We start from the raw sequence: 25662 nt of genomic DNA on the forward strand, positions 1-25662 counted from the left end.
GGGTGACAGCGGCGCGCAAACCCTCTATACTGCGCGCCGAAGCTGACCAGACAGTCGCCGCTTCGTCGTCGTCCCTTTCGGGGGAGACGGGCGGAGGGGAGGAAAGTCCGGGCTCCATAGGGCAGGGTGCCAGGTAACGCCTGGGGGGGAAACCCACGACCAGTGCAACAGAGAGCAAACCGCCGATGGCCCGCGCAAGCGGGATCAGGTAAGGGTGAAAGGGTGCGGTAAGAGCGCACCGCGCGGCTGGTAACAGTCCGTGGCACGGTAAACTCCACCCGGAGCAAGGCCAAATAGGGGTTCACATGGTACGGCCCGTACTGAACCCGGGTAGGCTGCTTGAGCCAGTGAGCGATTGCTGGCCTAGATGAATGACTGTCCACGACAGAACCCGGCTTATCGGTCAGCTTCAACTTCTTACAGAACCCCGCTTCGGCGGGGTTTTTGCTTTTAGAGTTTTGTAGCCCAGGTATGCGCATCGCCACCCGGCAACTCGCACAAACGACATCAATTCTCATATTTGCGACATTAAGCACATTTGACTGCATGACCCTTTCGGGCATCGCTATGCCTACCGCAAACGATCGTTATCACAAAATTTCACCCTAAAAAATGGTGAATTTACAGTATTGTTAATTTGTTGCGAATGTTAACTGAACGATCGCAAATATTTTCTTATTTGATACAAACATATTGAAATTAAAAACATTCAGGCTATGAATGTGTGACGTATTCCACTGTTTATAAAAAGCTGTCCAAAAATCCTCTGCAAAATTTGATAATTTGAAAGAATGTTTAAAAGGAATAACGGTTATTTATTGGCCTTTAATTGTCTGAAAGTTAGTCTTTATTGATTTATTTAACGCAGAGAAATTTATCAAGGTTATCGCCATAAAATAAATTTATTACTGCTGATTTTATTGATCGATATCAGCGTAATGGTGTGCTTTTAATTTTTTATGATATTGATTGTAAAGTGTTTTTTAGGTTCTTGTTGTGCCCGTAAAATGCGCGGGGAAGCAAATTGTGAGTAACAGCACATACCCCCTGAAACATTATTGGGTAGAATCCGCTGCGTCATAGGGAAATAAGCGCAGAATATTATGAATACTATTATTCTACCGAAAACTCAGCACCTCGTGGTATTTCAGGAAGTCATTAAAAGTGGCTCCATAGGTTCTGCCGCAAGACAACTAGGCCTGACGCAACCCGCCGTCAGCAAAATCATCAGCGACATCGAATCCTACTTCGGGGTGGAAGTGATGGTGCGTAAAAACACCGGCGTAAAACTCACTGCCGCTGGTCAGGTGCTGCTGTCATACGCTGAGTCGATCACCCGCGAAATGAAAAACATGGTGAGCGAAATCAACAGCCTCAGTTTTAGTACCGTCATGGACGTCTCCTTTGGCTATCCGTCGCTGATTGGCTTCACCTTCCTGTCTGAGATGATCAAAAAATTCAGGGAAGTGTTCCCGAAAGCGCGCGTCTCCATGTATGAAGCGCAGCTCTCTTCATTCCTGCCCGCCATTCGCGACGGTCGGCTGGATTTTGCCATCGGCACGCTGAGCGACGGAATGTTGCTTCAGGACCTTCACGTTGAGCCACTGTTTGAATCCGAGTTTGTGCTGGTGGCGAGTAAATCACGAACGTGCACCGGCCCGACCAGACTGGCATCACTTACGCATGAGCAGTGGGTGATGCCGCAAACCGATATGGGCTACTACAACGAACTCCTGACCACCCTGCAAGACAACCGCATCAGCATTGAAAACATCGTCCAGACCGATTCCGTCGTCACTATCTATAACCTTGTCCTTAATGCCGATTACCTGACGGTGATCCCCCGTGACATGATTGCGCCGTTCGGTTCGGACCAGTTTATCGTCCTGCCGGTGGAAGATGAATTACCCGTGGCGCGCTATGCCGCCGTGTGGTCGAAAAATTACAGTATTAAAAAATCGGCGTCAGTATTAGTTGAACTGGCAAAACAATATTCGTCGATGGATATCGATAAACGACGATAGAAATAATTAAGTTTTAAAACACCCGGAGCGACGCTTTTGAACGCTCTGATACCCTGACTTTGCCTGAAAACAATGTATTATTATAACGAGGATATTATGCACATTACTTACGATCTCCCGGTAACGATTGAAGATATTCAGGACGCCAGAAAACGCCTGGCGGGAAAAATTTATAAAACCGGCATGCCGCGCTCAAATTATCTCAGCGAACGCTGTAAGGGTGAGATATTCCTGAAATTTGAAAATATGCAGCGTACCGGTTCTTTTAAAATACGCGGGGCGTTTAATAAGTTAAGTTCATTGACGGACGCAGAAAAACGCAAAGGGGTTGTGGCCTGCTCCGCAGGAAACCACGCTCAGGGGGTGTCGCTCTCCTGCGCCATGCTCGGTATCGACGGCAAAGTGGTGATGCCGATGGGCGCGCCAAAATCCAAGGTCGCCGCTACCCGCGACTATTCGGCGGAAGTGGTGCTGCACGGCGAGAACTTTAACGACACCATCGCTAAGGTGAGCGAAATCGTCGAGATGGAGGGGCGCATATTTATTCCGCCTTATGACGATGCGAAAGTCATTGCCGGGCAGGGCACCATCGGCCTCGAAATTCTTGAAGATCTTTACGACGTGGATAACGTGATTGTCCCTATCGGCGGCGGCGGCTTAATTGCCGGTATTGCGACAGCAATTAAATCCATCAACCCGACAATCAATATTATCGGCGTACAGTCTGAAAATGTTCACGGCATGGCGGCTTCCTGGCAGGCCGGAGAAATAACCAACCATCGCGTTACCGGCACATTAGCCGACGGCTGCGACGTGTCTCGTCCGGGTAAATTAACCTTCGAAATTGTTCGTGAACTGGTCGATGACATTGTGCTGGTGAGCGAAGACGATATTCGCAACAGCATGATTGCCCTTATTCAGCGAAATAAAGTGGTGACGGAAGGTGCGGGCGCGCTGGCCTGCGCGGCGTTATTAAGCGGCAAGCTTGACCACTATATTCAGGGCCGTAAAACCGTCTGCATTATTTCCGGCGGCAATATCGATCTCTCCCGTGTTTCCCAAATTACCGGCTTCGTTGACGCATAAAGGTGACCTATGAGCAACACAGAAAGCATTATCGTTGGCCAGACAAAAACGTCCTCCTGGCGTAAGTCTGACACCACATGGACGCTCGGCCTGTTTGGTACCGCCATTGGCGCAGGCGTGCTGTTCTTCCCCATTCGCGCAGGCTTTGGCGGACTGATCCCCATCCTGCTGATGCTGGTTCTCGCCTTCCCGATTGCGTTTTACTGCCACCGCGCGCTGGCGCGCCTCTGTTTATCCGGCAGCAACGTCTCCGGCAACATCACCGAAACGGTGGAAGAGCACTTCGGGAAAACCGGTGGGGTGGTGATCACTTTCCTCTACTTCTTCGCCATTTGCCCGCTGCTGTGGATTTACGGCGTCACCATTACTAACACCTTTATGACCTTCTGGGAAAACCAGCTCCAGATGCCTGCGCTGAACCGCGGCGTGGTGGCGCTGTTCCTGCTGCTGCTGATGGCCTTTGTGATCTGGTTCGGGAAAGACCTGATGGTGAAGGTGATGAGCTACCTGGTGTTCCCGTTCATTGCCAGCCTGGTGCTGATTTCCCTGTCGCTGATCCCGTACTGGAACTCGGCGGTAATCGACCAGGTCAACCTGAGCGATATCGCTTTTACCGGTCATGACGGCATTCTGGTCACGGTGTGGCTGGGGATCTCCATCATGGTCTTCTCCTTTAACTTCTCGCCCATCGTCTCCTCGTTCGTGGTCTCCAAGCGCGAAGAGTACGAGCCGGAGTTCGGGAAAGCATTCACCGAGCAGAAATGTTCCAAAATCATCGGTCGCGCCAGCCTGCTGATGGTGGCGGTGGTGATGTTCTTCGCCTTTAGCTGCCTGTTTACGCTCTCTCCGCAGAACATGGCGGATGCCAAAGCGCAGAACATTCCGGTGCTCTCTTACCTGGCGAACCACTTTGCCTCGATGTCGGGCAGTAAATCCACGTTCGCCACGGTGCTGGAATACGGCGCCTCCATCATCGCGCTGGTCGCTATCTTTAAATCCTTCTTCGGCCACTACCTGGGCACGCTGGAGGGGCTGAACGGCCTGATCCTCAAGTTCGGCTACAAGGGCGATAAGAAGAACGTCTCCGTCGGCAAGTTGAACACCATCAGCATGATTTTCATCATGGGCTCCACCTGGATTGTGGCCTACGCCAACCCGAACATTCTCGACCTTATTGAAGCCATGGGGGCGCCAATTATCGCCTCTCTGCTGTGTCTGCTGCCGATGTACGCCATTCGTAAAGCGCCCGCGCTGGCGAAATACAAAGGCCGGACCGAGAACATCTTCGTGACCGTGGTCGGCCTGCTGACCATTCTGAATATCGTTTACAAACTGTTCTAACCCAAAGCTCAGGAAGAGCGGAGTAACACATGACTGAATTTCCGGTAGTACTGGTTATTAACTGCGGATCGTCCTCCGTTAAGTTTTCGGTGCTGGACGCAGCAGGCTGCGATGCCCTGCTGACGGGCATTGCGGACGGCATCAACACTGAAAAAGCCTTTATTTCCGTGAACGGGGGTGAGCCAGTCAGACTGGCTCACCAGGACTACGAAGGGGCGCTGGCCGCCATCGCCCTCGAGCTGGAGAAACGCGACCTGATGAGCAGCGTGGCCCTGATTGGCCACCGCATCGCTCACGGCGGCGATCTCTTCAGCGAGTCGACCCTGATCACGGAAGAGGTCATTGAGCAGATCCGCCTGGTTTCCCCGCTGGCGCCGCTGCATAACTACGCCAACCTGAGCGGCGTGGAAGCCGCAGAGCGCCTGTTCCCCGGAGTGCAGCAGGTGGCGGTATTTGACACCAGTTTCCATCAGACCATGGCGCCGCAGGCGTATCTGTACGGTCTGCCGTACCGCTATTTTGAAGAGCTGGGCGTGCGCCGCTACGGTTTCCACGGCACCTCTCACCGCTACGTGTCCGGTCAGGCGCACGCGCTCCTCGGGCTGTCCCCCGAGGACAGCGGCCTGGTGATTGCCCATCTCGGCAACGGGGCGTCCATCTGCGCGGTGCGCAACGGTGAAAGCGTCGATACCTCAATGGGGATGACGCCGCTGGAAGGGCTGGTGATGGGCACGCGCTGCGGCGACGTGGACTTCGGCGCAATGGCGTGGATTGCCCAGCAGACCGGCCAGTCGTTCGAGGATCTGGAGCGCGTGGTCAACAAAGAGTCCGGGTTGCTTGGCATCTCCGGTATCTCCTCCGATTTACGCGCGCTGGAGAAAGCCTGGCATGACGGCAATGACCGGGCGCAGCTGGCGATAAAGACCTTTGTCCACCGCATAGCGCGGCATATCGCCGGTCACGCTGCGTCTCTGCACCGTCTGGATGGCGTGATCTTCACTGGCGGCATCGGTGAAAACTCCACGCTGATCCGCGCGCTGGTGGCGGAACATCTGAAGGTGTTTGGCATCGCGCTCGACGAGGCGAAAAACGCTCTGCCGGGCAGCGCGGGTGAGCGCGTCATCTCCACCGAGTCGTCCCGCGTGACCTGCGCGGTTATCCCTACCAACGAAGAAAAAATGATCGCGCTGGACGCCCTCCGTCTTGGGAAGGTCACCCCGGCTGCGGCTTACGCCTGATAAAGCGAGAATCTGATGAAAGTAACAATCGATACGGGCGTCGCACCCTACAGCGACGCATGGGCCGGGTTTCGCGGTGAAGAATGGAAAAACGCCGTTAACGTCCGCGATTTTATTCAGCATAACTACACCCCTTATGAAGGCGATGAAGCTTTCCTCGCGCAGGCGACGCCAGCAACGACGGCGCTGTGGCAGAAGGTGATGGTCGGCATTCGCCAGGAGAATGCCACCCACGCTCCGGTGGATTTCGACACCAACATTGCCACCACCATTACCGCCCACGGACCGGGCTATATCGACCAGGATCTTGAGACGATCGTCGGCCTGCAAACCGACAAGCCGCTCAAGCGTGCCCTGCATCCGTACGGCGGGATCAACATGATCCGCAGCTCTTTCGAAGCCTACGGCCGCGAGATGGATCCGCAGTTCGAATACCTGTTTACCGACCTGCGTAAAACCCACAACCAGGGCGTGTTTGACGTTTACTCCCCGGAGATGATGCGCTGCCGTAAATCTGGCGTGCTGACCGGTCTGCCGGACGGCTACGGGCGCGGGCGCATTATCGGCGATTACCGCCGTGTGGCGCTGTACGGCATCAGCTATCTGGTGCGCGAGCGTGAACTGCAGTTTGCCGATCTGCAGGGGAGGCTGGAGCGCGGCGAAGATCTGGAGGCGACGATCCGCCTGCGCGAGGAACTGGCGGAGCATAAGCGTGCGTTGCTGCAGATCCAGCAGATGGCGGCGAACTATGGCTTTGATATTTCACGTCCGGCGATGAACGCGCAGGAAGCGGTGCAGTGGGTCTACTTTGCCTACCTTGCCGCAGTGAAATCCCAGAACGGCGGGGCGATGTCGCTGGGGCGTACGGCCTCGTTCCTTGATATCTACATTGAGCGCGACATGCAGGCAGGAAGGCTGAACGAGGTGCAGGCCCAGGAGTTGGTCGACCACTTCATCATGAAGATCCGCATGGTGCGCTTCCTGCGCACGCCGGAGTTCGACACGCTCTTCTCCGGCGATCCGATCTGGGCCACGGAAGTGATCGGCGGCATGGGGCTGGATGGCCGTACGCTGGTGACAAAAAACAGCTTCCGCTACCTGCATACCCTGCACACCATGGGGCCCGCGCCGGAGCCGAACCTGACTATCCTCTGGTCTGAACAGCTGCCGATCGCGTTTAAGAAATACGCCGCGCAGGTGTCGATCGTCACCTCGTCGCTGCAGTATGAGAACGACGATCTTATGCGCGCCGACTTCAACAGCGACGACTACGCCATTGCCTGCTGCGTCAGCCCGATGGTGATCGGCAAGCAGATGCAGTTCTTTGGCGCACGCGCCAACCTTGCTAAAACGCTGCTGTACGCGATCAACGGCGGGGTGGACGAGAAGCTGAAGATCCAGGTCGGCCCGAAAACCGAGCCGCTGCTGGATGAGGTGCTGGATTACGACACCGTGATGGCGAGCCTCGATCACTTTATGGACTGGCTGGCGGTGCAGTACATCAGCGCGCTGAATCTCATTCACTACATGCATGATAAGTACAGCTACGAAGCCTCGCTGATGGCGCTTCACGACCGGGACGTCTATCGCACCATGGCCTGCGGCATTGCCGGGCTGTCGGTGGCGGCGGATTCCCTGTCGGCGATTAAGTACGCCACGGTGAAACCAGTGCGCGACCACAACGGCCTGGCGGTGGACTTCGTCATCGAAGGGGACTATCCGCAGTACGGCAATAATGACGATCGCGTGGACAGCATCGCCTGCGACCTGGTGGAGCGATTTATGAAGAAGATCCAGGCGCTGCCGACGTATCGCAACGCGGTGCCGACTCAGTCGATCCTGACTATTACCTCCAACGTGGTCTACGGCCAGAAAACGGGCAACACGCCAGACGGACGCCGCGGCGGCACGCCGTTTGCGCCTGGCGCCAACCCGATGCACGGTCGCGACAGGAAAGGGGCGGTGGCTTCGCTAACGTCGGTCGCCAAGCTGCCGTTTACCTACGCGAAAGACGGGATCTCCTATACCTTCTCCATTGTGCCGCAGGCGCTGGGCAAGGATGAACTGGTGCGCAAAACCAACCTGGTGGGGCTACTGGATGGGTACTTCCATCACGAAGCGTCTATTGAGGGCGGGCAGCACCTGAACGTCAACGTCATGAACCGGGAGATGCTGCTGGATGCCATTGCCCATCCGGAGAGCTACCCGAACCTGACAATTCGCGTATCCGGCTATGCGGTACGGTTTAACGCTCTGACGCGCGAGCAGCAGCAGGACGTGATTTCGCGTACGTTTACGCAATCCATCTGATGAAATTCATATCCAGCGCTCCCTCTCCATAGGGGGCATTTTTTTGCCGGCTAAACATACAAAATTGTTTATATAATTACTCACACATATTCATCCGCTCTTGAAAAACAATGCTCCTGCTTTTTCCTATAACAGAATGTAAGGACAGTAAGATGATGAAAATGACCCGTATTGCGCTGGTTGCCGCCTCGCTGGCAGTATGCAGTTTTACGGCACAAGCCGCGACCGTTGAGGCTGCCCCGTCTCCATCGCAGGATCCGCTAGTACAGCACCTGAAGCTTAGTAATGACCAGGTTAAGAAGATTGAAGATCTGCATAAGCAGCTGGAACAAAATGTCAGCAAGATCCCGATGACGGGGGTGAAGGACGGCGCGCTGATCGACATGTTCCAGGCGGGGAAATGGGACGAAAGCATGGTGAAAAGCCAGCTTAGCGCATTCAGCAAAATTGAAGAGCAGACCCGCTATTACCGCGTGAAATATTACTTCGATGTCAGCCAGGTATTGACGCCGGAACAGCGTAAGCAGATCAGAACTGATATGGCTAACGCGCTGGCTGAGTGAGCCTGGAATCAATCATTTAAAATGAAACCTCACAGAATCGCTTCAATTGGATTCTGTGAGAATGAATTCTAAACATCATGCCGACGCACGTTCATTCCATGCATCAGCAAACTGAATATTCCCGTCGCAATAGGTCCAGGTCGCTTTTTCGTAGCGCAATTGAACAGATTCAAGGTGGCCGGTACCAGGACAGTTGCGAGTATCGTTAACAATAGGCGAGATAGAGACAACTTTCACACCTTCCAGTTCAGTTCTAAAGTATTCAACCTCCCAACCTGCGTTATTAATTCGGTAATATCTAATCTCAACTTTCTTAAGGTTTTGCCCTGTCGCTACCGCCTTATAAAGGTAGGGAGATGAACTATCAATTTCCTTCTCGAACAAAAAAGGTGCGTGTTTCCTCGTTCCGGTTAATCTTCCGGAGAGTGGATCGGTTGGAATACTTAAGTTGTGGGTTAAACCTCTAATTTCAACACTCCCTTCACGATCCTGAACATCACATGAACCTTTAATGAGTGAGCCACCGTCGTCATAGAACCAAATGTGAACAGGTACGGCCATGATAAAAAACTCCTTCTATAAATCAATCGTGTATCCACTTTCCTGCTTTTACCGCTTCGGCAAACATTCTTACTGTCAATGGCTTTGATATTTGCTTAACCGGTTCTTTAGTAAACCATTTCCTGAAAAACCAGGTTTGAGTCCAGGGGAAATAATTTTCAGTGTTAACTTCGATAAGATACTCTTTTTCGAATCTCTCAATGGCATATACGATATCATCCAGATCGGTGTAATCCTGTAAAACATCATCTATTTCAAGCGGGATTCTCTTGCCCGTAAATGTGCCTTGTTCTGGTAAATTGTCCCTGAAGAATTTTAAAACATCAGCTTCACTGTTCATCTTCACCAAATCCGGTCTTTTGGGTGAGCAATCGTATTATATCTTGAAAGCGTTTTGTAACTTATCATTGCAACATCTGCAGCAAGTATGGTAATCCCAAGTGCAGGTATCCATCGGCCAATGAACGCACCTAAGTTTTTGGTATACATTGGTTTTCTGTATTTAAAGCTTGCAAGTGTAATTGTAGGTAGTCGGTGTGGTAGCTGTACATTCAGAAGATCTCGCAGGTATTTAGATGCCACAGATGTGCCTATTGTAGCCGTTTCTGGCTTTGTTCTGGTTTCAAGTATAGGTAAACCAAGAATCATAGTGGCCATCATTACTGCATCCTTTAATCCGCCGAACTGTTCATCAGTGGCATCCAGAAAAATCCAAAAAAATAACTCGGATGCGGAGATGTTACATACACCTTTATAAAAGTATGTCCCATTGAGTTCTTCAACGGTGTCCATAGTATAACCATAATCATCAGTTGGTTTGTTGAGATGTCATCCTATAAAAAAGAAAGGGCTGAGAGTAGGGCATTCATCTTTATAAATTCCGAAATATTCTCGTTTTAAATATGATATGATTTTTTGAGCTATATCACCTTTAGAAAATATTATCTGCATTTTAGCGTTTCATAGAATTTTTTACTCGCAACGTAGAAAGTCCTTATAAAAATTGTGACTTTTTTCTCCCTCTCTCCGGATATGATCTTCCCACACCAACAACACACACCTGCACTCTCTGAATCGCAATCGCTGGCGATCGGAACCTAATAAAAACAATTGTTTACCCTACAAAATAAGCGAGTGCCCAATGAATATGGCAACAAACAGCAGTGTGATTGTGAGTGATTCCCCTGCGGCAAGGCGGGCGGGAATGAGCGAAAGCGAATGGCGAGAGGCGATCAAATTCGACAGCACCGACACGGGCTGGGTCATCATGAGTATCGGGATGGCTATTGGCGCGGGGATTGTTTTTCTTCCGGTGCAGGTAGGATTAATGGGCCTGTGGGTCTTTTTGCTCTCGTCAATTATTGGTTATCCGGCCATGTACCTGTTCCAGCGCCTGTTTATTAATACGCTGGCGGAATCGCCGGAGTGCAAAGACTACCCGAGCGTGATTAGCGGTTATTTAGGTAAAAACTGGGGCATCTTATTAGGTGCGCTCTATTTCGTGATGCTGGTCATCTGGATGTTTGTCTATTCCACGGCTATCACCAACGACAGCGCATCCTATTTGCACACCTTCGGTGTCACCGAGGGGTTGCTGTCGGAAAATCCGTTCTACGGTTTATTCCTGATCTGTATTCTGGTCGCCATCTCTTCGCGCGGTGAAAAGCTGCTGTTTAAAGTCTCCAGTCTGATGGTGCTGACCAAATTATTTGTGGTGGCGGCGCTGGGGCTTTCGATGATCGGCCTCTGGCATTTAGCCAACGTGGGCATGCTGCCGCCGATGGGGTTGCTGATAAAAAATGCCATTATTACGCTGCCCTTTACCTTAACCTCCATTCTGTTTATCCAGACATTAAGCCCGATGGTGATTTCCTATCGTTCACGGGAAAAATCCGTTGAGGTGGCGCGTCATAAGGCGCTGCGGGCGATGAATATCGCCTTTGGCATACTGTTTGTCACGGTCTTCTTCTACGCCGTCTCTTTCACCCTGGCGATGGGACACGACGAAGCGGTGAAAGCCTACGAGCAGAACATTTCCGCCCTGGCGATTGCGGCGCAGTTTATCAGCGGTGACGGCGCGGGCTGGGTCAAAATCGTCAGCGTGATCCTCAATATTTTTGCCGTGATGACCGCCTTCTTCGGCGTCTATCTCGGCTTCCGCGAAGCCACGCAGGGGATCGTGATGAATATCCTGCGCCGTAAAATGCCGGCTGAACGTATTAATGAAAGCATCGTCCAGCGCGGGATCATGCTGTTCGCTATCCTGCTGGCCTGGAGCGCGATCGTGTTAAACGCGCCGGTACTGAGCTTCACCTCTATCTGTAGCCCCATCTTCGGCATGGTGGGCTGCCTGATCCCTGCGTGGCTGGTCTACAAGGTACCGGCGCTGCATAAATATAAGGGCGTATCGCTGGTGATTATCGTCATCACCGGACTGCTGCTTTGTGTTTCTCCTTTCCTCGCGTTCTCCTGAGGGCAAATAAGGTCGTAACGATGTCTGAGCAAACTCAAACTTTATGGAACCAATTTATTCGCGCGGTGCAGGAAGAAGTGAAACCTGCACTTGGGTGTACCGAACCTATTTCTCTGGCGCTGGCCTGTGCGATTGCCGCAGAAAATCTGCCGGGGGAGGTCACGCAGATTGAAGCGTGGGTATCGCCGAACCTGATGAAAAACGGGTTAGGCGTAACGGTGCCGGGCACCGGCATGGTCGGGTTGCCCATTGCGGCGGCGCTGGGTGCCATCGGTGGCAATGCGCAGGCGGGGCTGGAGGTGCTGAAAGATGTCACCGCCGATGCGCTGGCGCGGGCCAAAGCAATGCTTAACGCCGGTCTGGTGCAGGTGAAATTGCAGGAGCCGTGCGATGAGATCCTCTATTCACGTGCCTGCGTCTACGCCGGTGAGGCCTCGGCCATGGTGACCATTGCGGGCGGACATACCCGCGTGGTGGAGGTGGTTTGTCACGGCGAAACGCGCTTCAGTCTTGACGAGCGGCAGGCCGAGGTAAGTAACGATCCGCTGGCGGTACTGTCAAATACCACGCTCTCGCAGATCCTGGAGTTTGTCGAACAGGTACCGTTCGAGGCGATCCGCTTTATCCTGGAAGCAGGGCAACTGAACGACGCGCTCTCTCGTGAAGGGCTTAGCGGGAAGTGGGGGCTACACATTGGCGCCACCCTCAATAAGCAGCGCGCACGCGGATGGATGGCGCAGGATCTGGGTTCAGACATCGTTATCCGCACCAGTGCGGCCTCGGATGCCCGCATGGGCGGTGCGACGCTGCCGGCGATGAGCAACTCGGGCTCCGGGAATCAGGGAATTACAGCCACCATGCCGGTTGTCGTGGTCGCTGAACATGTTCAGGCCGATGACGAACGGCTGGCGCGGGCGCTGATGCTCTCGCACCTGTCGGCTATCTACATCCATTACCAGCTTCCGCGTTTGTCCGCGCTGTGTGCGGCGACAACGGCCGGTATGGGGGCCGCCGCAGGGATGGCGTGGCTGATGGGCGGAAGCTATCAGACGATTGCAATGGCCATCGGCAGTATGATCGGTGACGTCAGCGGGATGATCTGCGACGGGGCGTCTAACAGCTGCGCCATGAAAGTCTCGACCAGCGTCACCAGCGCCTGGAAAGCCGTGATGATGGCGCTGGATGAGTCGGGCGTGACGGGCAACGAGGGGATTGTAGCGCACGACGTGGAGCAGTCGATCGCGAACCTGTGCGCGCTGGCGTGCCGCTCAATGCAGGCAACGGACCGGCAGATTATTGAGATTATGGCGAGTAAGGTGTAGCGATTGGCATTCGTCCCTCTTCCCAAAGGGGAGAGGGACCGATCGAGCAACTCTTACACCGGCAAATCAATCAGCAGCGCGCGCAGCGGCGTATCTGCCACCAGGGTGATATTCGCTTCGTCACGAATAAACGCCCCGTCGCCGCAGGTGAGCGCTTCTTTCTCTTCCGCGTGCGTTACCGCATGCACCGTACCGTGAATGGACTGCAAATAGGCGCGCGGGCCGTGCAGCTGGAAGCTTGCCTGTTCACCTTTTTTCAGTTCGATATGGTGCAGCCATACCTGCTGTCGCAGCTGCAAGCTGTCCTTGCTGCCGTCAGGCGAGGCAATCAGCTGCTGTTTATCGCCCTTCAGATCTATTTTCTGCACCAGCGGGTTTTCTCGCTCAGGGCAGGCGTCGAGCCACAGCTGCATGCGCGTCAGCGTTTTGTCTTTGCTGAGGTTATGCTCGCTGTAGCTGATGCCCGGCTGCGTGGAAATTAACAACGCTTCGCCAGCCTTTGCCTGGATATGATTGCCCTCGCTATCGCGGTATTCTGCCTCGCCTTCCAGGATCAGGTTCAGGATATCGACTTTCGGATACGTACGCGGCTGGAAGGAGGCGCCTGGGGCGAGCACTTCCTGGTTCAACACGCGCAGTGAAGCGTAACCGAGGAGTTTAGGGTCAAAGTAGTGTCCAAAGGAAAAGGTGTAGCGGGCCTGCAGCCAACCGAAATCGGCTTGTCCGCACTGTTTCGCTGTTCTTGTCGTAATCATAAACTTGACCTCTCTTTACACTAAAACAATGGTAAAGGTATGGACGCTGCATTGTTAGCCAGATATTCTGCCTGGTATGTTCAAATTTCCTGAATGAGAACGAGATGGCTAAAGAGAGAGCATTGACGCTTGAGGCGCTTCGCGTCATGGACGCGATTGACCGGCGCGGCAGCTTTGCCGCGGCGGCAGATGAGCTGGGGCGCGTTCCGTCTGCGTTAAGCTACACCATGCAAAAACTGGAGGAAGAGCTGGACGTCGTGCTCTTCGATCGCTCCGGTCATCGAACAAAATTCACCAACGTGGGGCGGATGCTGCTGGAGCGAGGTCGCGTGCTGCTGGAAGCGGCGGACAAGCTCACCACGGACGCCGAAGCGCTGGCGCGAGGCTGGGAAACCCACCTGACGTTAGTCACCGAAGCGCTGGTGCCGACCGAAGCGCTGTTCCCGCTGGTGGACCGCCTGGCGGCGAAGGCCAATACGCAGCTGTCGATCATCACCGAGGTGCTGGCCGGGGCGTGGGAGCGTCTGGAGACGGGCAGGGCGGATATCGTCATTGCGCCTGACATGCATTTCCGCTCATCGTCAGAAATCAACTCGCGCAAGCTCTACAGCGTCATGAACGTTTACGTCGCCGCGCCGGATCACCCGATTCACCAGGAGCCGGAGCCGCTCTCTGAAGTGACGCGCGTGAAGTACCGCGGCGTGGCGGTGGCGGATACCGCGCGCGAGCGTCCGGTGCTGACGGTTCAGCTGCTGGATAAACAGCCGCGTCTGACGGTCACGTCACTGGAAAACAAGCGGCAGGCGCTGCTGGCCGGTTTGGGCGTGGCGACGATGCCCTACCCGTTTGTCGAAAAAGATATTGCGGAAGGGCGACTGAGGGTGGTGAGCCCGGAGTATACCAGCGAAGTGGACATTATTATGGCGTGGCGCCGCGACAGCATGGGCGAAGCCAAATCGTGGTGCCTGCGCGAAATTCCAAAGCTGTTTGCGCATCACAACAAATAAGCGAGCAGGCCCGGTAAGCGTAAGCGCCACCGGGCAGTAATTTACGCGCCGATCTTAGGATCCGGACCAAAGCGGTTTTCGCCCGGCGTCCCGCTCTGGCAGTTGAAAATTAAAATCACGATCCAGCCGACAAGCGGGATCAACAGCAACAGCAGCCACCACGCCGAACGATCGGTGTCGTGGAGACGACGAAACAGCACGGCCCATGAAGGCAGCAAAACCAGCAAGCCATAAATCGTAGTGAGTACACCTTCACCGCCGGCGCGCTCCCAGCCGAGGATTTTATCCACGATGCCCAGCACCATAATCAGGACGAAGTTCACCAGAACGAACATCCAGTACTCTTTGCGGCGGGCGCGGCCACCAAATCCAACGTAGTTGCGCAGTACTTTTAAATACCAGTCCATTTTCCTTGCCTCTTAATCAGTCAATCACTTGTTTTCTAAGCGATCGAGGTAAGGATAGATGTATGCTGTGAATTAAAAAAGGGAATCAATTGATTCCCTAAATAATTATCCGAAACGCACGTCGCGCCCGTGCGGTTCATCCATATCCTGCCACGGGCCAATGGAGATAATACCCGTCGGGTTGATGGTCTTGTGGCTGCGGAAATAGTGGGTGCGAATATGGTCGAAGTCGACCGTCTCCGCGATGCCCGGCATCTGGTAGATGTCGCGCAGGAAACCATACAGGTTCAGGTAGTCGCTGATGCGGTGTTTATCGCACTTAAAGTGGGTGACATAGACCGGGTCAAAGCGAACCAGCGTGGTCCACAGGCGAATGTCCGCTTCCGTCAGGCGATCGCCCGTCAGGTAGCGATGCTGGCCCAGGATCTGCTCCAGGCGCTCCAGCGATTCAAACACCTTTCCGACCGCTTCGTCATAGGCTTCCTGGCTGGTGGCGAAACCGGCCTTATAGACACCGTTGTTGACGTTGTCGTAAATCCAGCTGTTCAGCTCGTCAATCTTATCGCGCAGTTCAACCGGGTAGTAATCCCCGGCGCGGGCGCCGTGCGCGTCAAATGCGGTATTGAACATGCGGATGATTTCCGCGGACTCATTGCTGACTATCGTCTGGTTTTTCTTGTCCCACAGCACCGGTACGGTAACGCGTCCGGTGTAGTGCGGATCGGCGCGCAGGTAGAGCTGGTAGAGGAAATCGTGGTGATACAGGTCATCACCGGTCGCGGCGGGGAAATCACTGTCGAACGTCCAGCCGTTTTCCAGCATTAACGGGTTGACGACTGAAACCGGAATGAAGGATTCGAGGCCTTTTAGCTTGCGCACAATCAGCGTGCGGTGCGCCCACGGGCAGGCGAGGGAAACATAAAGATGATAACGATCTTTCTCAGCCGCGAAGCCCCCTTCGCCACTCGGGCCGGGGGCACCGTCGGCGGTCAGCCAGTTACGGAAGGCCGAAACAGAGCGCTTAAAGCGTCCACCGGTGGATTTGGTGTCATACCAGACATCCTGCCAGACGCCGTCTACGAGTTGTCCCATTTTTTACTCCTCCGTCAGATAGCAAAAGCGAGGAGATGTCTCCTCGCTTTGTGTTTATTCAGTATAGCGTGCTTACCATTTCTTATTCAGAACGCGGTCGATGCTGTATGCGCCCGGGCCGGTGATCGCCAGCAGCAGGAAGCCACCCGCGATGGTCAGGTTTTTCATAAACATCAGTGAGTTCACGCCTTCCGCAAAGTTGCTGTGGAAGATGAACGCGGTCAGCAAGGTGAAGCCTGCGGTAAACAGCGCGGTGGTGCGGGTCAGGAAGCCGAACAGGACTGCCAGACCGCCGCCGAACTCAAGAAGAATGGTCAGTGGCAACAGGAACCCCGGAACGCCCATGGCTTCCATATACTGCTGGGTACCCGCATAACCGGTGATTTTGCCCCAGCCTGCCACGATAAACAGAATTGGCATCAGAATACGTGCTACCAGTACACCAACATCTTCTAATTTTTTCATTTTACTCTCCAGGAAACCACATAAGCGGCTAAACATTATTTGTCTGCAATTCCGGGTAGATACCGCGGCTCTGCTGTCGATGGAGAGGAGTGTAAACGGGGCGGGTAGCAATTGTTAGCAAGGAAAACTGTCAATCTTCTTCAAAGATATTGAGTAAGGGCAAGTGCGCGCTGATGCCCTCGGCCCACGGGGAGAAGGGCAAAAACAAAAAACGGTAACCTGAGTTACCGTTTTGCGTTTATCACCGCAGCTGTTGTTGCCGCAACGTTGCTTTGACCAGACGCCAGGCGCTCCAGGCACCAAAACCGCGTCGGGCCCAGCGGATGAGCATATTCGGATGACGAACCGTCCAGATAGCCATCACGCTGCTGCCGACCAGCGCCCACGAACGCAGGCTCAGGAAGGTATTCCAGCCTCGGTCAAACCGTCGCGTCGCGTCGATCCAGTCACGGCGGCTGGCAGACAGATCCAGCCGCTGCTGCTGGATCTGACTTAACAGGTACGCTTTTCGCTTCTGACGTTCCGCTTTATCGCTCACGGCTTGTCATCCTCCAGCAGGGCGCGATCGTTAGCCAGTTCCTGGCGCGTGTGGCGCAGGAAAGTGGACCTGCGCGCTTTACGCATCGTCCATATGCCGCCAATCAGCGCCGCGACCAGCAGAACGACGGTCGTGGCAATCATCGCGTTAAGTCGATACTGCGGGTCAATGGCCCAGATGATTAACACCATCAGGCTCATCAGACCAAACGCGGCGAAGAGCATGGTCAGCCCGAGCATCAGCAGCATCTGGAAGAGGTTCGCTTTCTCCTCTTCCAGTTCGACCACTGCCAGCCGGACGCGCGTTTCGGCAATCCCAACCAGCGTCGTTAAAATACGCTGGCCGATGCCGAGGACGTTATTAGCAGGCCCTTGTGCGTGACGAGGATCTTCCATATCAACGACGCGTCAGCAGGACACCCAGCACCACACCCACTGCGGCACCAATACCAACTCCCGTCCATGGATTGTCGCGCACATATTCATCTGCACGCGCAGCCGCTTCACGGGTCTGTTTCGCCAGTGCATCACCGGTTTCACCCAGGCGGTAGCGGCTCTCTTTCAGCGCCTGCTCCGCTTTACTGCGCAGCTTGCTTACTTCTTCTTTCGACTTATCGGCAGAGGAGTTCAGCACCTCTTCAAGGGTATCGGCCAGGGATTTCAGTTCAGCGCGCAGATGTTCAGACGTCGTATCTTTTGACATGATTCTCTCCTGTTGAGATTTCCGTTAACTCAATAATCGCGAGCTTCCAGCGCTTTCAGGTCGTCCTGCGCCTCTTTCAACTTCTTCTCGCGCTTAGCAATTTTTTCCGCATCCCCTTTCTCTTTCGCTTCCTGCAGGTCTTGACGGCGCTCGGCTATCTCGTCCTTCTGTTCAGCGATTTTCTTTTGGTGATCGGCACGCAGCTTGCTGTCTGAACAGTTCGCTTTCACTTCGCTCAGCGCTTTTTTGAGACCATCAACACGGTGCTGATTGTTATGCTTTTCGGCATAACCGATCTCACGCTGAATATCCTGTTCTTTCTCCTGACAGAGAGAGTTTGCGAAGGTCGTTGTGCTTAAAGAAAAAAGGGCCAGAGCCAGGGTCATGCGGAATTTCATTATCGAAACCTTCCATTGTGCTGCGGGGTTAGCCGCTATCCAAAATGATGCGGAGTACATTTGAGGGGTGCTCCGCGTACTTAAGCATAGTAAGTAAACGGGGGATTCACCAAAGTGAGTGAAAAGATTCGGAATCCAGGAAGTTATCCAAACCGATGCGACGTATCGCGAATCAATGATAACCACGCAGCTGGCGGGTTGTCATCTTCCTGCTGGGCAATGATATAGCCGTGCGGCAGCGTACGGTCAAGCACCGCTTTCGCGGCAGCGCTCTGCGCACGGGAATCAAACTTAATCAGTAAAACATCGTCCTGCGGGGTGATGCTTTTAAAGCGGATGCCGTTTGCATCCAGATGATGCCAGACAGAAAAACCGTCAGGCACACCGCCCCCCTGGTTTACCGGGCGAATGGCCAGCGTAGCGTCCTGATGTGAAAGCGTGTTCCAGGCCAGCAGTACGGCGCTGAGCATCACCAGTGCAATAAAGGCACAGGCAAAGCGGCGCATGGCGAGCGGTGAGATAACCATCGTTAACCTCGCGCTCCGTATTTTTTCTTCCACAGGACAACCAGCGAGCCGATCAGGCCGAAGACCAGCAGAACAACAGGCAGCAGCATCAGGCAGGACATCAGCTGATCTTCATATTTCATGAAGACCGGCGTCTTACCCAGCGCATAGCCCAGCGTCGTCAGGATCAGAACCCATAACAGGCCGCTCATCCAGTTGAAGAACTGGAAGCGTGCGCTGCTCAACCCGGACAGCCCGGCAATGGTGGGCAGCAGGGTGCGCACAAAGGCGATAAAGCGGCCAATCAGCAGCGCGGAAAGCCCATGCTTATGGAACAGGTGGTGTGCCCGCTGGTGATAGTGCGCAGGCAGATGGGAAAGCCAGTTCTGTACTATTCGGGTATTGCCCAGCCATCTTCCCTGGATATAGCTCACCCAGCAGCCAAGGCTGGCCGCGACGGTCAGTAATAAAATGGTTTGCGGGAACGCCATTGCGCCTTTGGCACACAGCACGCCGACAAGCACCAGCAAACTGTCACCCGGCAAGAAGGCTGCAGGCAGCAAACCATTCTCAAGGAACAGAATCATAAACAAGACAAAATAGAGCATGCCAATCATGGAAGGGTTGGCCAGCGTTTCAAAATCCTGCGCCCAAAGGGCATGCAGCAGTTGGGTCAAAAGTTCCATTCAGTGTTCCTGGAAATCGGTTAACGTCTCGCCTGTTATCCGGGACAAACAGCACGGCGACATTGTTGTGATTTCATTATGGTCGCTCGCGGACACATTGCGGTGTGGCCAACACTGTTCCCTGTTAATTGGCTGGTTAGCAAGCACTAACTTTCAAAATAACGAAGTGAATCCAATTGTAACAAAGCCCAACGTTCTGCGTCACAGAATTTGCAGGGTGAGGTGATTTTGGCGTAAGCCCTGAAAGTGAGCGAGGGATTTTACAAAGGCTGACACTATATATGTTTTGCTTACCCATTCAGGCGGGGAGGCGCAGCGAAGCGCCTGCCGGTAGAAAGGTCGCCTATTTTGCGCCGCTCGGGGCCGTATCGAGATGAACGACAGGATTATCGGCAAAAAGATAACGGTCAGCGTTAAATTCGAAGTCGTCGCTGGTTTCATTGAAGAGCATCTGCTTGGTGTTCTCCAGGTGCTGCCACATGGCGAGCTTCGCGGCGTGGGGATCTTTACGAATCAGCGCCTTAAGAATTTGATCGTGGTCGTCACACCAGTTGTCCACGGTACGCGAATCAATATGATCGTGCAGTTTTTTCCAGTACGGGTTGTGAACGCGCTGAGTCCACATTTTCTCAACGATTGCCGCCAGCGCTGTATTTTGGGTTGCCAGGGCGACCTGAACGTGAAACTGCAGGTCCCACTCGGAATCACGGAAACATTTTTCCTTGCGAGCGTTCTCCTGAATCTCCATCAGCTTCATGATGTCCTGCTTGGTCACCTGCGTGGCGGCAAATTCGGCAATATTGCTTTCGATCAGCTGGCGAGCCTGGAGCAGCTCAAACGGACCGTAGCTGGCGAATTCAAGACTTTCATCCGCCACCGGAGAGTGTTTAGGCTGATTAGAAATAACGTGAATGCCGGAACCTTTGCGTACCTCAACGTAGCCTTCCACTTCCAGCATGATAATCGCTTCGCGCACCACGGTTCGGCTTACGCTTTTTTCATCCGCGATAAAGCGCTCGGCGGGAAGTTTATCACCGACAAGATAGACCCCTTGCTCGATGCGATCTTTCAGCTCGGCAGCAAGTTGTTGATATAAACGACGTGGTTCGGTGATTTCCATATGCGCTCCAGGCAGGGTACGGCAGATGATTTGTTATACCACTTTCACGGAATACTCTCCAGATTTTGCCATTAAAAAAGCCGCCCGGGGGCGGCTTCGGTGAAACGCATTTTCGCTAACTCTGCGTAGCCGGTCGCCCGAGAGACTCTTTCGCCAGCTCCTCTGCGGATTTGCTTTTCAGCACCGTCCAGATAACCACCGCGCCCATCAGGTCGAAGATTGCCAGCACCGCGAACAGCGGGCTGAAGCCGATGGTATCCGCCAGCGCGCCGACGACCAGCGCAAACATCGTACTCGCGGTCCACGCGGCCATCCCGGTCAGGCCGTTGGCGGTGGCCACTTCGTTGCGACCGAAGACGTCAGACGAGAGCGTAATCAGCGCGCCGGACAGGGACTGGTGCGCAAACCCACCGATGCACAGCAGGGCGATAGCCACATACGGACTGGTGAACAGGCCGATCATGCCCGGGCCAATCATCAGCAGGGCGCCCATGGTCACCACCATCTTACGGGAAACAATCAGGTTCACCCCAAACCAGCGCTGGAACAGCGGCGGCAGGTAGCCGCCTACAATACAGCCCAGGTCAGCGAACAGCATCGGCATCCAGGCGAACATCGCGATCTCTTTCAGGTTAAAGCCGTAGACTTTAAACATAAACAGTGGGATCCACGCGTTGAAGGTGCCCCAGGCCGGTTCAGCCAGGAAGCGCGGCAGGGCGATACCCCAGAACTGACGGGTGCCCAGGATCTGCCAGACGGACATCTTCTTGCCATTGTTGGTCTGATGCTGCGCTTCCTGACCACCAATAATGTATTCGCGTTCTTCCTCGGAGAGTTTTTTCTGATCGCGCGGGTGTTTATAGAAAACCAGCCACGCCATTGCCCAGGCGAAGCTCAGCACGCCGGAAATGATGAAAGCCATCTGCCAGCTGTGCATCACGATAGCCCACACCACCAGCGGCGGCGCAATCATCGCCCCGATGGACGAACCCACGTTGAAGTAACCCACCGCGATGGAACGCTCTTTTGCCGGGAACCACTCAGAGCTGGCCTTCAGTCCCGCCGGGATCATCGCGGCTTCTGCCGCACCGACCGCGCCACGCGCCAGCGCCAGGCCGCCCCAGCTGCCCGCCAGCGCGGTGGCTCCGCAGAACACCGCCCAGGCGATGGCGAAGAAGGCATAGCCGATTTTGGTACCCAGAATATCGAGAACATACCCAGCAACAGGCTGCATGACGGTGTAAGCGGCAGAATAGGCCGCGATGATGTAAGAGTATTGCTGCGTGGAGATATGCAGCTCTTCCATCAACGTTGGCGCCGCGGCTGCCACGGTGTTACGTGTCAGGTAGCCCAGCACGGTGCCCAGCGTCACCAGTGCGATCATATACCAACGTAACCCTTTAATTTTACGCATCTAAAACCTCATCGTTATGTTATTTCCGCGCCAGAGCACGGCAACCTCTCAACCGTTGCCGGGAGCAGTTGTGTAACGGGAGGGGCGTAGCCGGGAGAATGTCCCGGAACGGCCCGAACCTTGCCATAAGTAAGCGTGCATAAGTCGGTATCCGTACCGTTAAATCCGATGTGTCTCACACCGGTAACGCATTCCGTCGGCTTAGTGTTTGCGACGGCGAAACGATAACTTGTCATACAACTTTAAAAGGTGAGTGACATCACAAATGTATGATTCTTTGTAGGGACATTAATCGCTGCGCGCAAAGCCAGAAACGGCGCGGCCTGTAGAAGGGTTTAACCCATTGAGGGTAATTTATTTGTTAGCGTTTATTGATCTCACTCACGAAAAAAGCTTCGGTGGGTGGAAATTGGTGTGATAACTTTGCAGCATATGAACATACGCTTTCTGACGCTCCCGTAATGAGGAAGACGATAATGACGCCGTTTATGACCGACGATTTTCTGTTAGATACCGAATTTGCCCGCCGCCTGTACCACGACTACGCTAAAGACCAGCCGATTTTCGACTACCACTGCCACTTACCGCCGCAGCAGGTTGCCGAAAATTACCGCTTCAAAAACCTGTATGATATCTGGCTGAAGGGTGACCACTATAAATGGCGCGCAATGCGCACCAACGGCGTGGCCGAGCGCCTGTGTACCGGCGACGCGACCGATCGCGAGAAGTTCGACGCCTGGGCGGCGACCGTTCCGCACACTATCGGCAACCCGCTTTACCACTGGACGCACCTCGAACTACGCCGTCCGTTTGGCATCACCGGCAAGCTGCTTTCTCCCGCTACGGCGGATGAAATCTGGGACCAGTGCAACGAACTGCTGGCGCAGGATAACTTCTCCGCGCGCGGCATCATGAAGCAGATGAACGTGAAGATGGTGGGCACCACCGACGATCCGATTGACTCCCTGGAGCATCATGCCGTTGTCGCCAAAGACGCCTCTTTTGACATTAAAGTGCTGCCAAGCTGGCGCCCGGACAAAGCCTTCAATATTGAGCAGGCCACGTTCAACGACTATATGGCGAAGTTGGCGGAAGTGTCCGATACCGACATCCGTCGTTTCGCCGATCTGCAAACCGCGCTGACCAAACGCCTGGACCACTTCGCGGCGCACGGCTGTAAAGTCTCTGACCATGCGCTGGACGTGGTGCTGTTCGCGGAATCCAACGAAGCTGAACTGGACAGCATCCTGGCGCGTCGCCTCTCCGGTGAATCGCTTAGCGAGCACGAAGTGGCGCAGTTCAAAACGGCGGTACTGGTATTCCTCGGTGCGGAATACGCGCGTCGCGGCTGGGTACAGCAGTACCACATCGGCGCGCTGCGCAATAACAACCAGCGCCAGTTCAAACTGCTGGGCGCGGACGTGGGCTTTGACTCCATCAACGACCGCCCGCTGGCGGAAGAGCTGTCAAAACTGCTGAGCAAACAGAACGAGCAAAACCTGCTGCCGAAAACCATTCTCTACTGCCTGAACCCGCGCGATAACGAAGTGCTGGGCACCATGGTGGGCAACTTCCAGGGCGAAGGTATGCCGGGCAAGATGCAGTTCGGATCCGGCTGGTGGTTCAACGATCAGAAAGACGGCATGGAGCGTCAGATGACGCAGCTGGCGCAGCTCGGTCTGTTAAGCCGCTTCGTGGGTATGCTGACCGACAGCCGCAGCTTCCTGTCCTATACCCGTCATGAATATTTCCGCCGCATCCTGTGCCAGATGATTGGCCGCTGGGTGCACGCGGGTGAAGCGCCAGCGGATCTCCAGCTGCTGGGCGACATGGTGAAAAACATCTGCTTTAACAATGCGCGTGACTACTTCGCCATTGAACTGAACTAAGGCCGTCTGAGGTTGATATGCAATACATCAAAATCCATTCGCTGGATAACGTGGCCGTCGCGCTGGCAGATTTAACCGAAGGCACGGAAGTAGCCTTCGATAACCAGTCGGTCACGTTGCGCCAGGCCATTGGACGTGGACATAAGTTTGCCCTGATCCCCATTGCAAAAGGGAAGAACGTGGTGAAGTACGGTTTGCCCATCGGCCATGCGCTGGCGGATATTGCGCCGGGTGAATATATTCATTCCCACAATACCCGCACCAATCTCAGCGATCTGGACGAGTACAGCTATCAGCCTGAACTACCGAAGGCAGGCGTGCAGGCGGGGGATCGTGAGGTGCAAATCTACCGTCGCGCAAACGGTGATGTAGGGATCCGCAACGAGCTGTGGATCCTGCCGACCGTCGGCTGCGTGAACGGCATTGCGCGTCAGATCCAGACCCGCTTTCTGAAGGAGACCCACGATGCCGAGGGCATCGACGGGGTACATCTGTTCAGCCACACCTACGGCTGCTCCCAGCTGGGTGACGACCACATCAACACCCGCACCATGCTGCAAAACATGGTGCGCCACCCGAATGCGGGCGCGGTGCTGGTGATCGGCCTCGGCTGCGAGAACAACCAGGTCGACGCCTTCCGCGAGACGCTGGGAGAATTCGATCCTGCGCGCGTGCACTTCATGGTGTGCCAACATCAGGACGACGAAGTGGAAGCGGGCGTTGAGCAGCTGCATCAATTGTATGAGGTGATGCGCCACGACAGGCGCGAGCCGGGGAGGCTGAGCGAACTGAAGTTTGGCCTGGAGTGCGGCGGGTCTGACGGTCTTTCCGGCATTACCGCTAACCCAATGCTGGGCCGCTTCTCGGATTACGTGATTGCCAACGGCGGCACCACGGTGCTGACCGAAGTGCCGGAAATGTTTGGCGCTGAGCGCATTCTGATGAGCCACTGCCGCGACGAAGAGACGTTTGAGAAGACCGTCACCATGGTGAACGACTTCAAACAGTACTTCATTGCCCACAATCAGCCGATTTACGAGAACCCGTCGCCGGGGAACAAGGCGGGCGGAATCACCACGCTGGAGGAGAAATCCCTCGGCTGCACCCAGAAAGCGGGGGCCAGCCAGGTGGTGGACGTTCTGCGCTACGGTGAACGCCTGAAAACCCACGGCCTGAACCTGCTGAGCGCACCGGGCAACGATGCGGTCGCCACCAGCGCGCTGGCGGGGGCGGGCTGTCACATGGTGTTGTTCAGCACCGGTCGCGGTACGCCGTACGGCGGTTTTGTGCCGACGGTGAAAATCGCCACCAACAGCGAGCTGGCGGCGAAGAAAAAGCACTGGATCGATTTCGACGCAGGCCAGCTGATCCACGGCAAAGCGATGCCGCAGCTGCTGACGGAGTTCGTGGACACTATCGTGGAGTTTGCTAACGGCAGGCAGACCTGTAACGAGAAGAACGACTTCCGCGAGCTGGCGATCTTTAAGAGTGGTGTGACGCTTTAAGTGTTTTGTCGGGTGGCGCTAGCGCTTACCCGACCTACTGAACTTTAATCGGTGCGGCCTGATGCCCTCACCCTGACCCTCTCCCACGGGGCTGAGGAATCCCCACAAAATAATGCCAGCACGGACGACCCCCTCTCCCTTGAGGGAGAGGGCTGGGGTGAGGGGGAACATACGGCTGAAGTGGTCATTCCGTTCACTTTATGTTCCTTGCTACTCTGTAAGGACATGGCCGGTGAACGTGCCAGGGCGGCTCAATCGCC

At 54.6% G+C, this 25662-nt stretch carries 26 protein-coding genes and 1 other RNA gene; 12 read left to right on the forward strand and 15 right to left on the reverse strand.

Translation table 11 applies throughout. The annotated features are described in order from the left end of the window. Positions 1 to 38 precede the first annotated feature (38 nt). From rnpB to IM314_RS11985, 7 genes are all read left to right on the forward strand, one after another. An RNA gene (gene rnpB / locus IM314_RS11955) (RNase P RNA component class A) lies at positions 39 to 415 on the forward strand. Positions 416 to 1103: 688 nt separating this feature from the next. After that, positions 1104 to 2024: a transcriptional regulator TdcA gene (gene tdcA, locus IM314_RS11960; protein ID WP_045260099.1), complete on the forward strand. Its 921-nt coding sequence runs from the start codon at positions 1104 to 1106 to the stop codon at positions 2022 to 2024. A gap of 96 nt (positions 2025 to 2120) precedes the next feature. After that, positions 2121 to 3110: a bifunctional threonine ammonia-lyase/L-serine ammonia-lyase TdcB gene (gene tdcB / locus IM314_RS11965; protein WP_023326154.1), complete on the forward strand. Its 990-nt coding sequence runs from the start codon at positions 2121 to 2123 to the stop codon at positions 3108 to 3110. Positions 3111 to 3119: 9 nt separating this feature from the next. Next, positions 3120 to 4451: a threonine/serine transporter TdcC gene (gene tdcC, locus IM314_RS11970; RefSeq protein WP_047367071.1), complete on the forward strand. Its 1332-nt coding sequence runs from the start codon at positions 3120 to 3122 to the stop codon at positions 4449 to 4451. Positions 4452 to 4480: 29 nt separating this feature from the next. Next, a complete protein-coding gene (tdcD, locus tag IM314_RS11975) occupies positions 4481 to 5689 on the forward strand; it encodes a propionate kinase (RefSeq protein ID WP_193359005.1) in 1209 nt (402 codons plus the stop codon). Between the two features lie 15 nt (positions 5690 to 5704). Further along, positions 5705 to 7999, forward strand: coding sequence for a formate C-acetyltransferase (gene pflB, locus IM314_RS11980; protein ID WP_193359004.1), 2295 nt, complete (start codon positions 5705 to 5707; stop codon positions 7997 to 7999). A 152-nt stretch (positions 8000 to 8151) separates the two neighbouring features. Then, positions 8152 to 8562: a Spy/CpxP family protein refolding chaperone gene (locus IM314_RS11985; protein WP_047364691.1), complete on the forward strand. Its 411-nt coding sequence runs from the start codon at positions 8152 to 8154 to the stop codon at positions 8560 to 8562. 75 nt (positions 8563 to 8637) lie between these two features. On the opposite strand, the gene IM314_RS11990 is transcribed toward IM314_RS11985, so the two are convergent. The 3 genes from IM314_RS11990 to IM314_RS12000 are packed head-to-tail and all read right to left on the reverse strand — an operon-like array spanning position 8638 to position 9915. Next, the gene (locus tag IM314_RS11990) at positions 8638 to 9123 is read right to left on the reverse strand and encodes a type VI secretion system tube protein TssD (RefSeq protein WP_193359003.1); all 486 of its coding nucleotides are present in this window, start codon (positions 9121 to 9123) and stop codon (positions 8638 to 8640) included. A gap of 22 nt (positions 9124 to 9145) precedes the next feature. Beyond that, on the reverse strand, positions 9146 to 9463 hold the full coding sequence (locus IM314_RS11995; protein WP_047364687.1) for a DUF1493 family protein: 318 nt from the start codon (positions 9461 to 9463) through the stop codon (positions 9146 to 9148). 2 nt (positions 9464 to 9465) lie between these two features. Next, on the reverse strand, positions 9466 to 9915 hold the full coding sequence (locus tag IM314_RS12000; protein ID WP_010435901.1) for an STM2901 family protein: 450 nt from the start codon (positions 9913 to 9915) through the stop codon (positions 9466 to 9468). Between the two features lie 349 nt (positions 9916 to 10264). Between IM314_RS12000 and IM314_RS12005 the strand changes: the two genes are divergently transcribed. Continuing rightward, positions 10265 to 11596, forward strand: coding sequence for an amino acid permease (locus IM314_RS12005; protein ID WP_041907950.1), 1332 nt, complete (start codon positions 10265 to 10267; stop codon positions 11594 to 11596). A gap of 20 nt (positions 11597 to 11616) precedes the next feature. Then, positions 11617 to 12918, forward strand: coding sequence for a serine dehydratase subunit alpha family protein (locus IM314_RS12010; RefSeq protein ID WP_193359002.1), 1302 nt, complete (start codon positions 11617 to 11619; stop codon positions 12916 to 12918). Positions 12919 to 12971: 53 nt separating this feature from the next. On the opposite strand, the gene IM314_RS12015 is transcribed toward IM314_RS12010, so the two are convergent. Then, positions 12972 to 13673 carry a pirin family protein gene (locus tag IM314_RS12015; protein ID WP_048956675.1) on the reverse strand — a complete coding sequence of 234 codons (702 nt, stop codon included), beginning with the start codon at positions 13671 to 13673 and terminating at the stop codon, positions 12972 to 12974. 104 nt (positions 13674 to 13777) lie between these two features. Between IM314_RS12015 and yhaJ the strand changes: the two genes are divergently transcribed. Further along, positions 13778 to 14680 carry a DNA-binding transcriptional regulator YhaJ gene (yhaJ, locus tag IM314_RS12020; protein WP_041907956.1) on the forward strand — a complete coding sequence of 301 codons (903 nt, stop codon included), beginning with the start codon at positions 13778 to 13780 and terminating at the stop codon, positions 14678 to 14680. Positions 14681 to 14721: 41 nt separating this feature from the next. Here the strand turns inward: yhaJ and IM314_RS12025 are convergent, their stop codons facing one another. The 11 genes from IM314_RS12025 to IM314_RS12075 form a co-directional block, all read right to left on the reverse strand. Next, on the reverse strand, positions 14722 to 15087 hold the full coding sequence (locus IM314_RS12025) for a DUF805 domain-containing protein (RefSeq protein WP_028014511.1): 366 nt from the start codon (positions 15085 to 15087) through the stop codon (positions 14722 to 14724). Positions 15088 to 15192: 105 nt separating this feature from the next. Beyond that, positions 15193 to 16179, reverse strand: a complete 987-nt coding sequence (locus IM314_RS12030; protein ID WP_041907958.1) for a glutathione S-transferase family protein — start codon at positions 16177 to 16179, stop codon at positions 15193 to 15195. Positions 16180 to 16251: 72 nt separating this feature from the next. Then, positions 16252 to 16644 carry a DoxX family protein gene (locus IM314_RS12035; protein ID WP_014833394.1) on the reverse strand — a complete coding sequence of 131 codons (393 nt, stop codon included), beginning with the start codon at positions 16642 to 16644 and terminating at the stop codon, positions 16252 to 16254. Between the two features lie 241 nt (positions 16645 to 16885). Next, complete coding sequence (locus IM314_RS12040; RefSeq protein ID WP_014885330.1) at positions 16886 to 17182, reverse strand: YqjK-like family protein; 297 nt, start codon at positions 17180 to 17182, stop codon at positions 16886 to 16888. After that, on the reverse strand, positions 17179 to 17577 hold the full coding sequence (locus tag IM314_RS12045) for a phage holin family protein (RefSeq protein ID WP_041907961.1): 399 nt from the start codon (positions 17575 to 17577) through the stop codon (positions 17179 to 17181). Before IM314_RS12045 ends, IM314_RS12040 begins: the two co-directional genes overlap by 4 nt. Position 17578: 1 nt before the next feature. Continuing rightward, a complete protein-coding gene (locus IM314_RS12050) occupies positions 17579 to 17884 on the reverse strand; it encodes a YqjD family protein (protein WP_008503141.1) in 306 nt (101 codons plus the stop codon). A gap of 29 nt (positions 17885 to 17913) precedes the next feature. Continuing rightward, entirely contained in the window at positions 17914 to 18282 is a 369-nt protein-coding gene (locus IM314_RS12055) for a DUF1090 domain-containing protein (protein ID WP_028014508.1), read from the reverse strand. Positions 18283 to 18425: 143 nt separating this feature from the next. Then, complete coding sequence (mzrA, locus tag IM314_RS12060; protein ID WP_028014507.1) at positions 18426 to 18809, reverse strand: EnvZ/OmpR regulon moderator MzrA; 384 nt, start codon at positions 18807 to 18809, stop codon at positions 18426 to 18428. A 2-nt stretch (positions 18810 to 18811) separates the two neighbouring features. After that, on the reverse strand, positions 18812 to 19474 hold the full coding sequence (yqjA, locus tag IM314_RS12065) for a DedA family general envelope maintenance protein YqjA (protein WP_008503144.1): 663 nt from the start codon (positions 19472 to 19474) through the stop codon (positions 18812 to 18814). Between the two features lie 343 nt (positions 19475 to 19817). Then, positions 19818 to 20594 carry a transcriptional regulator ExuR gene (exuR, locus tag IM314_RS12070; protein WP_028014506.1) on the reverse strand — a complete coding sequence of 259 codons (777 nt, stop codon included), beginning with the start codon at positions 20592 to 20594 and terminating at the stop codon, positions 19818 to 19820. Positions 20595 to 20709: 115 nt separating this feature from the next. Next, on the reverse strand, positions 20710 to 22008 hold the full coding sequence (locus IM314_RS12075; RefSeq protein ID WP_028014505.1) for an MFS transporter: 1299 nt from the start codon (positions 22006 to 22008) through the stop codon (positions 20710 to 20712). A gap of 476 nt (positions 22009 to 22484) precedes the next feature. On the opposite strand from IM314_RS12075, the gene uxaC reads away from it, so the two are divergent. Continuing rightward, positions 22485 to 23897 carry a glucuronate isomerase gene (uxaC, locus tag IM314_RS12080; protein WP_041907965.1) on the forward strand — a complete coding sequence of 471 codons (1413 nt, stop codon included), beginning with the start codon at positions 22485 to 22487 and terminating at the stop codon, positions 23895 to 23897. A 17-nt stretch (positions 23898 to 23914) separates the two neighbouring features. Continuing rightward, positions 23915 to 25402, forward strand: coding sequence for a UxaA family hydrolase (locus IM314_RS12085; RefSeq protein ID WP_193359001.1), 1488 nt, complete (start codon positions 23915 to 23917; stop codon positions 25400 to 25402). Positions 25403 to 25662 lie beyond the last annotated feature (260 nt).

It is taken from the genome of Enterobacter cloacae complex sp. P42RS (assembly GCF_014930595.1).
Taxonomy (GTDB): Bacteria; Pseudomonadota; Gammaproteobacteria; order Enterobacterales; family Enterobacteriaceae; genus Enterobacter; species Enterobacter bugandensis.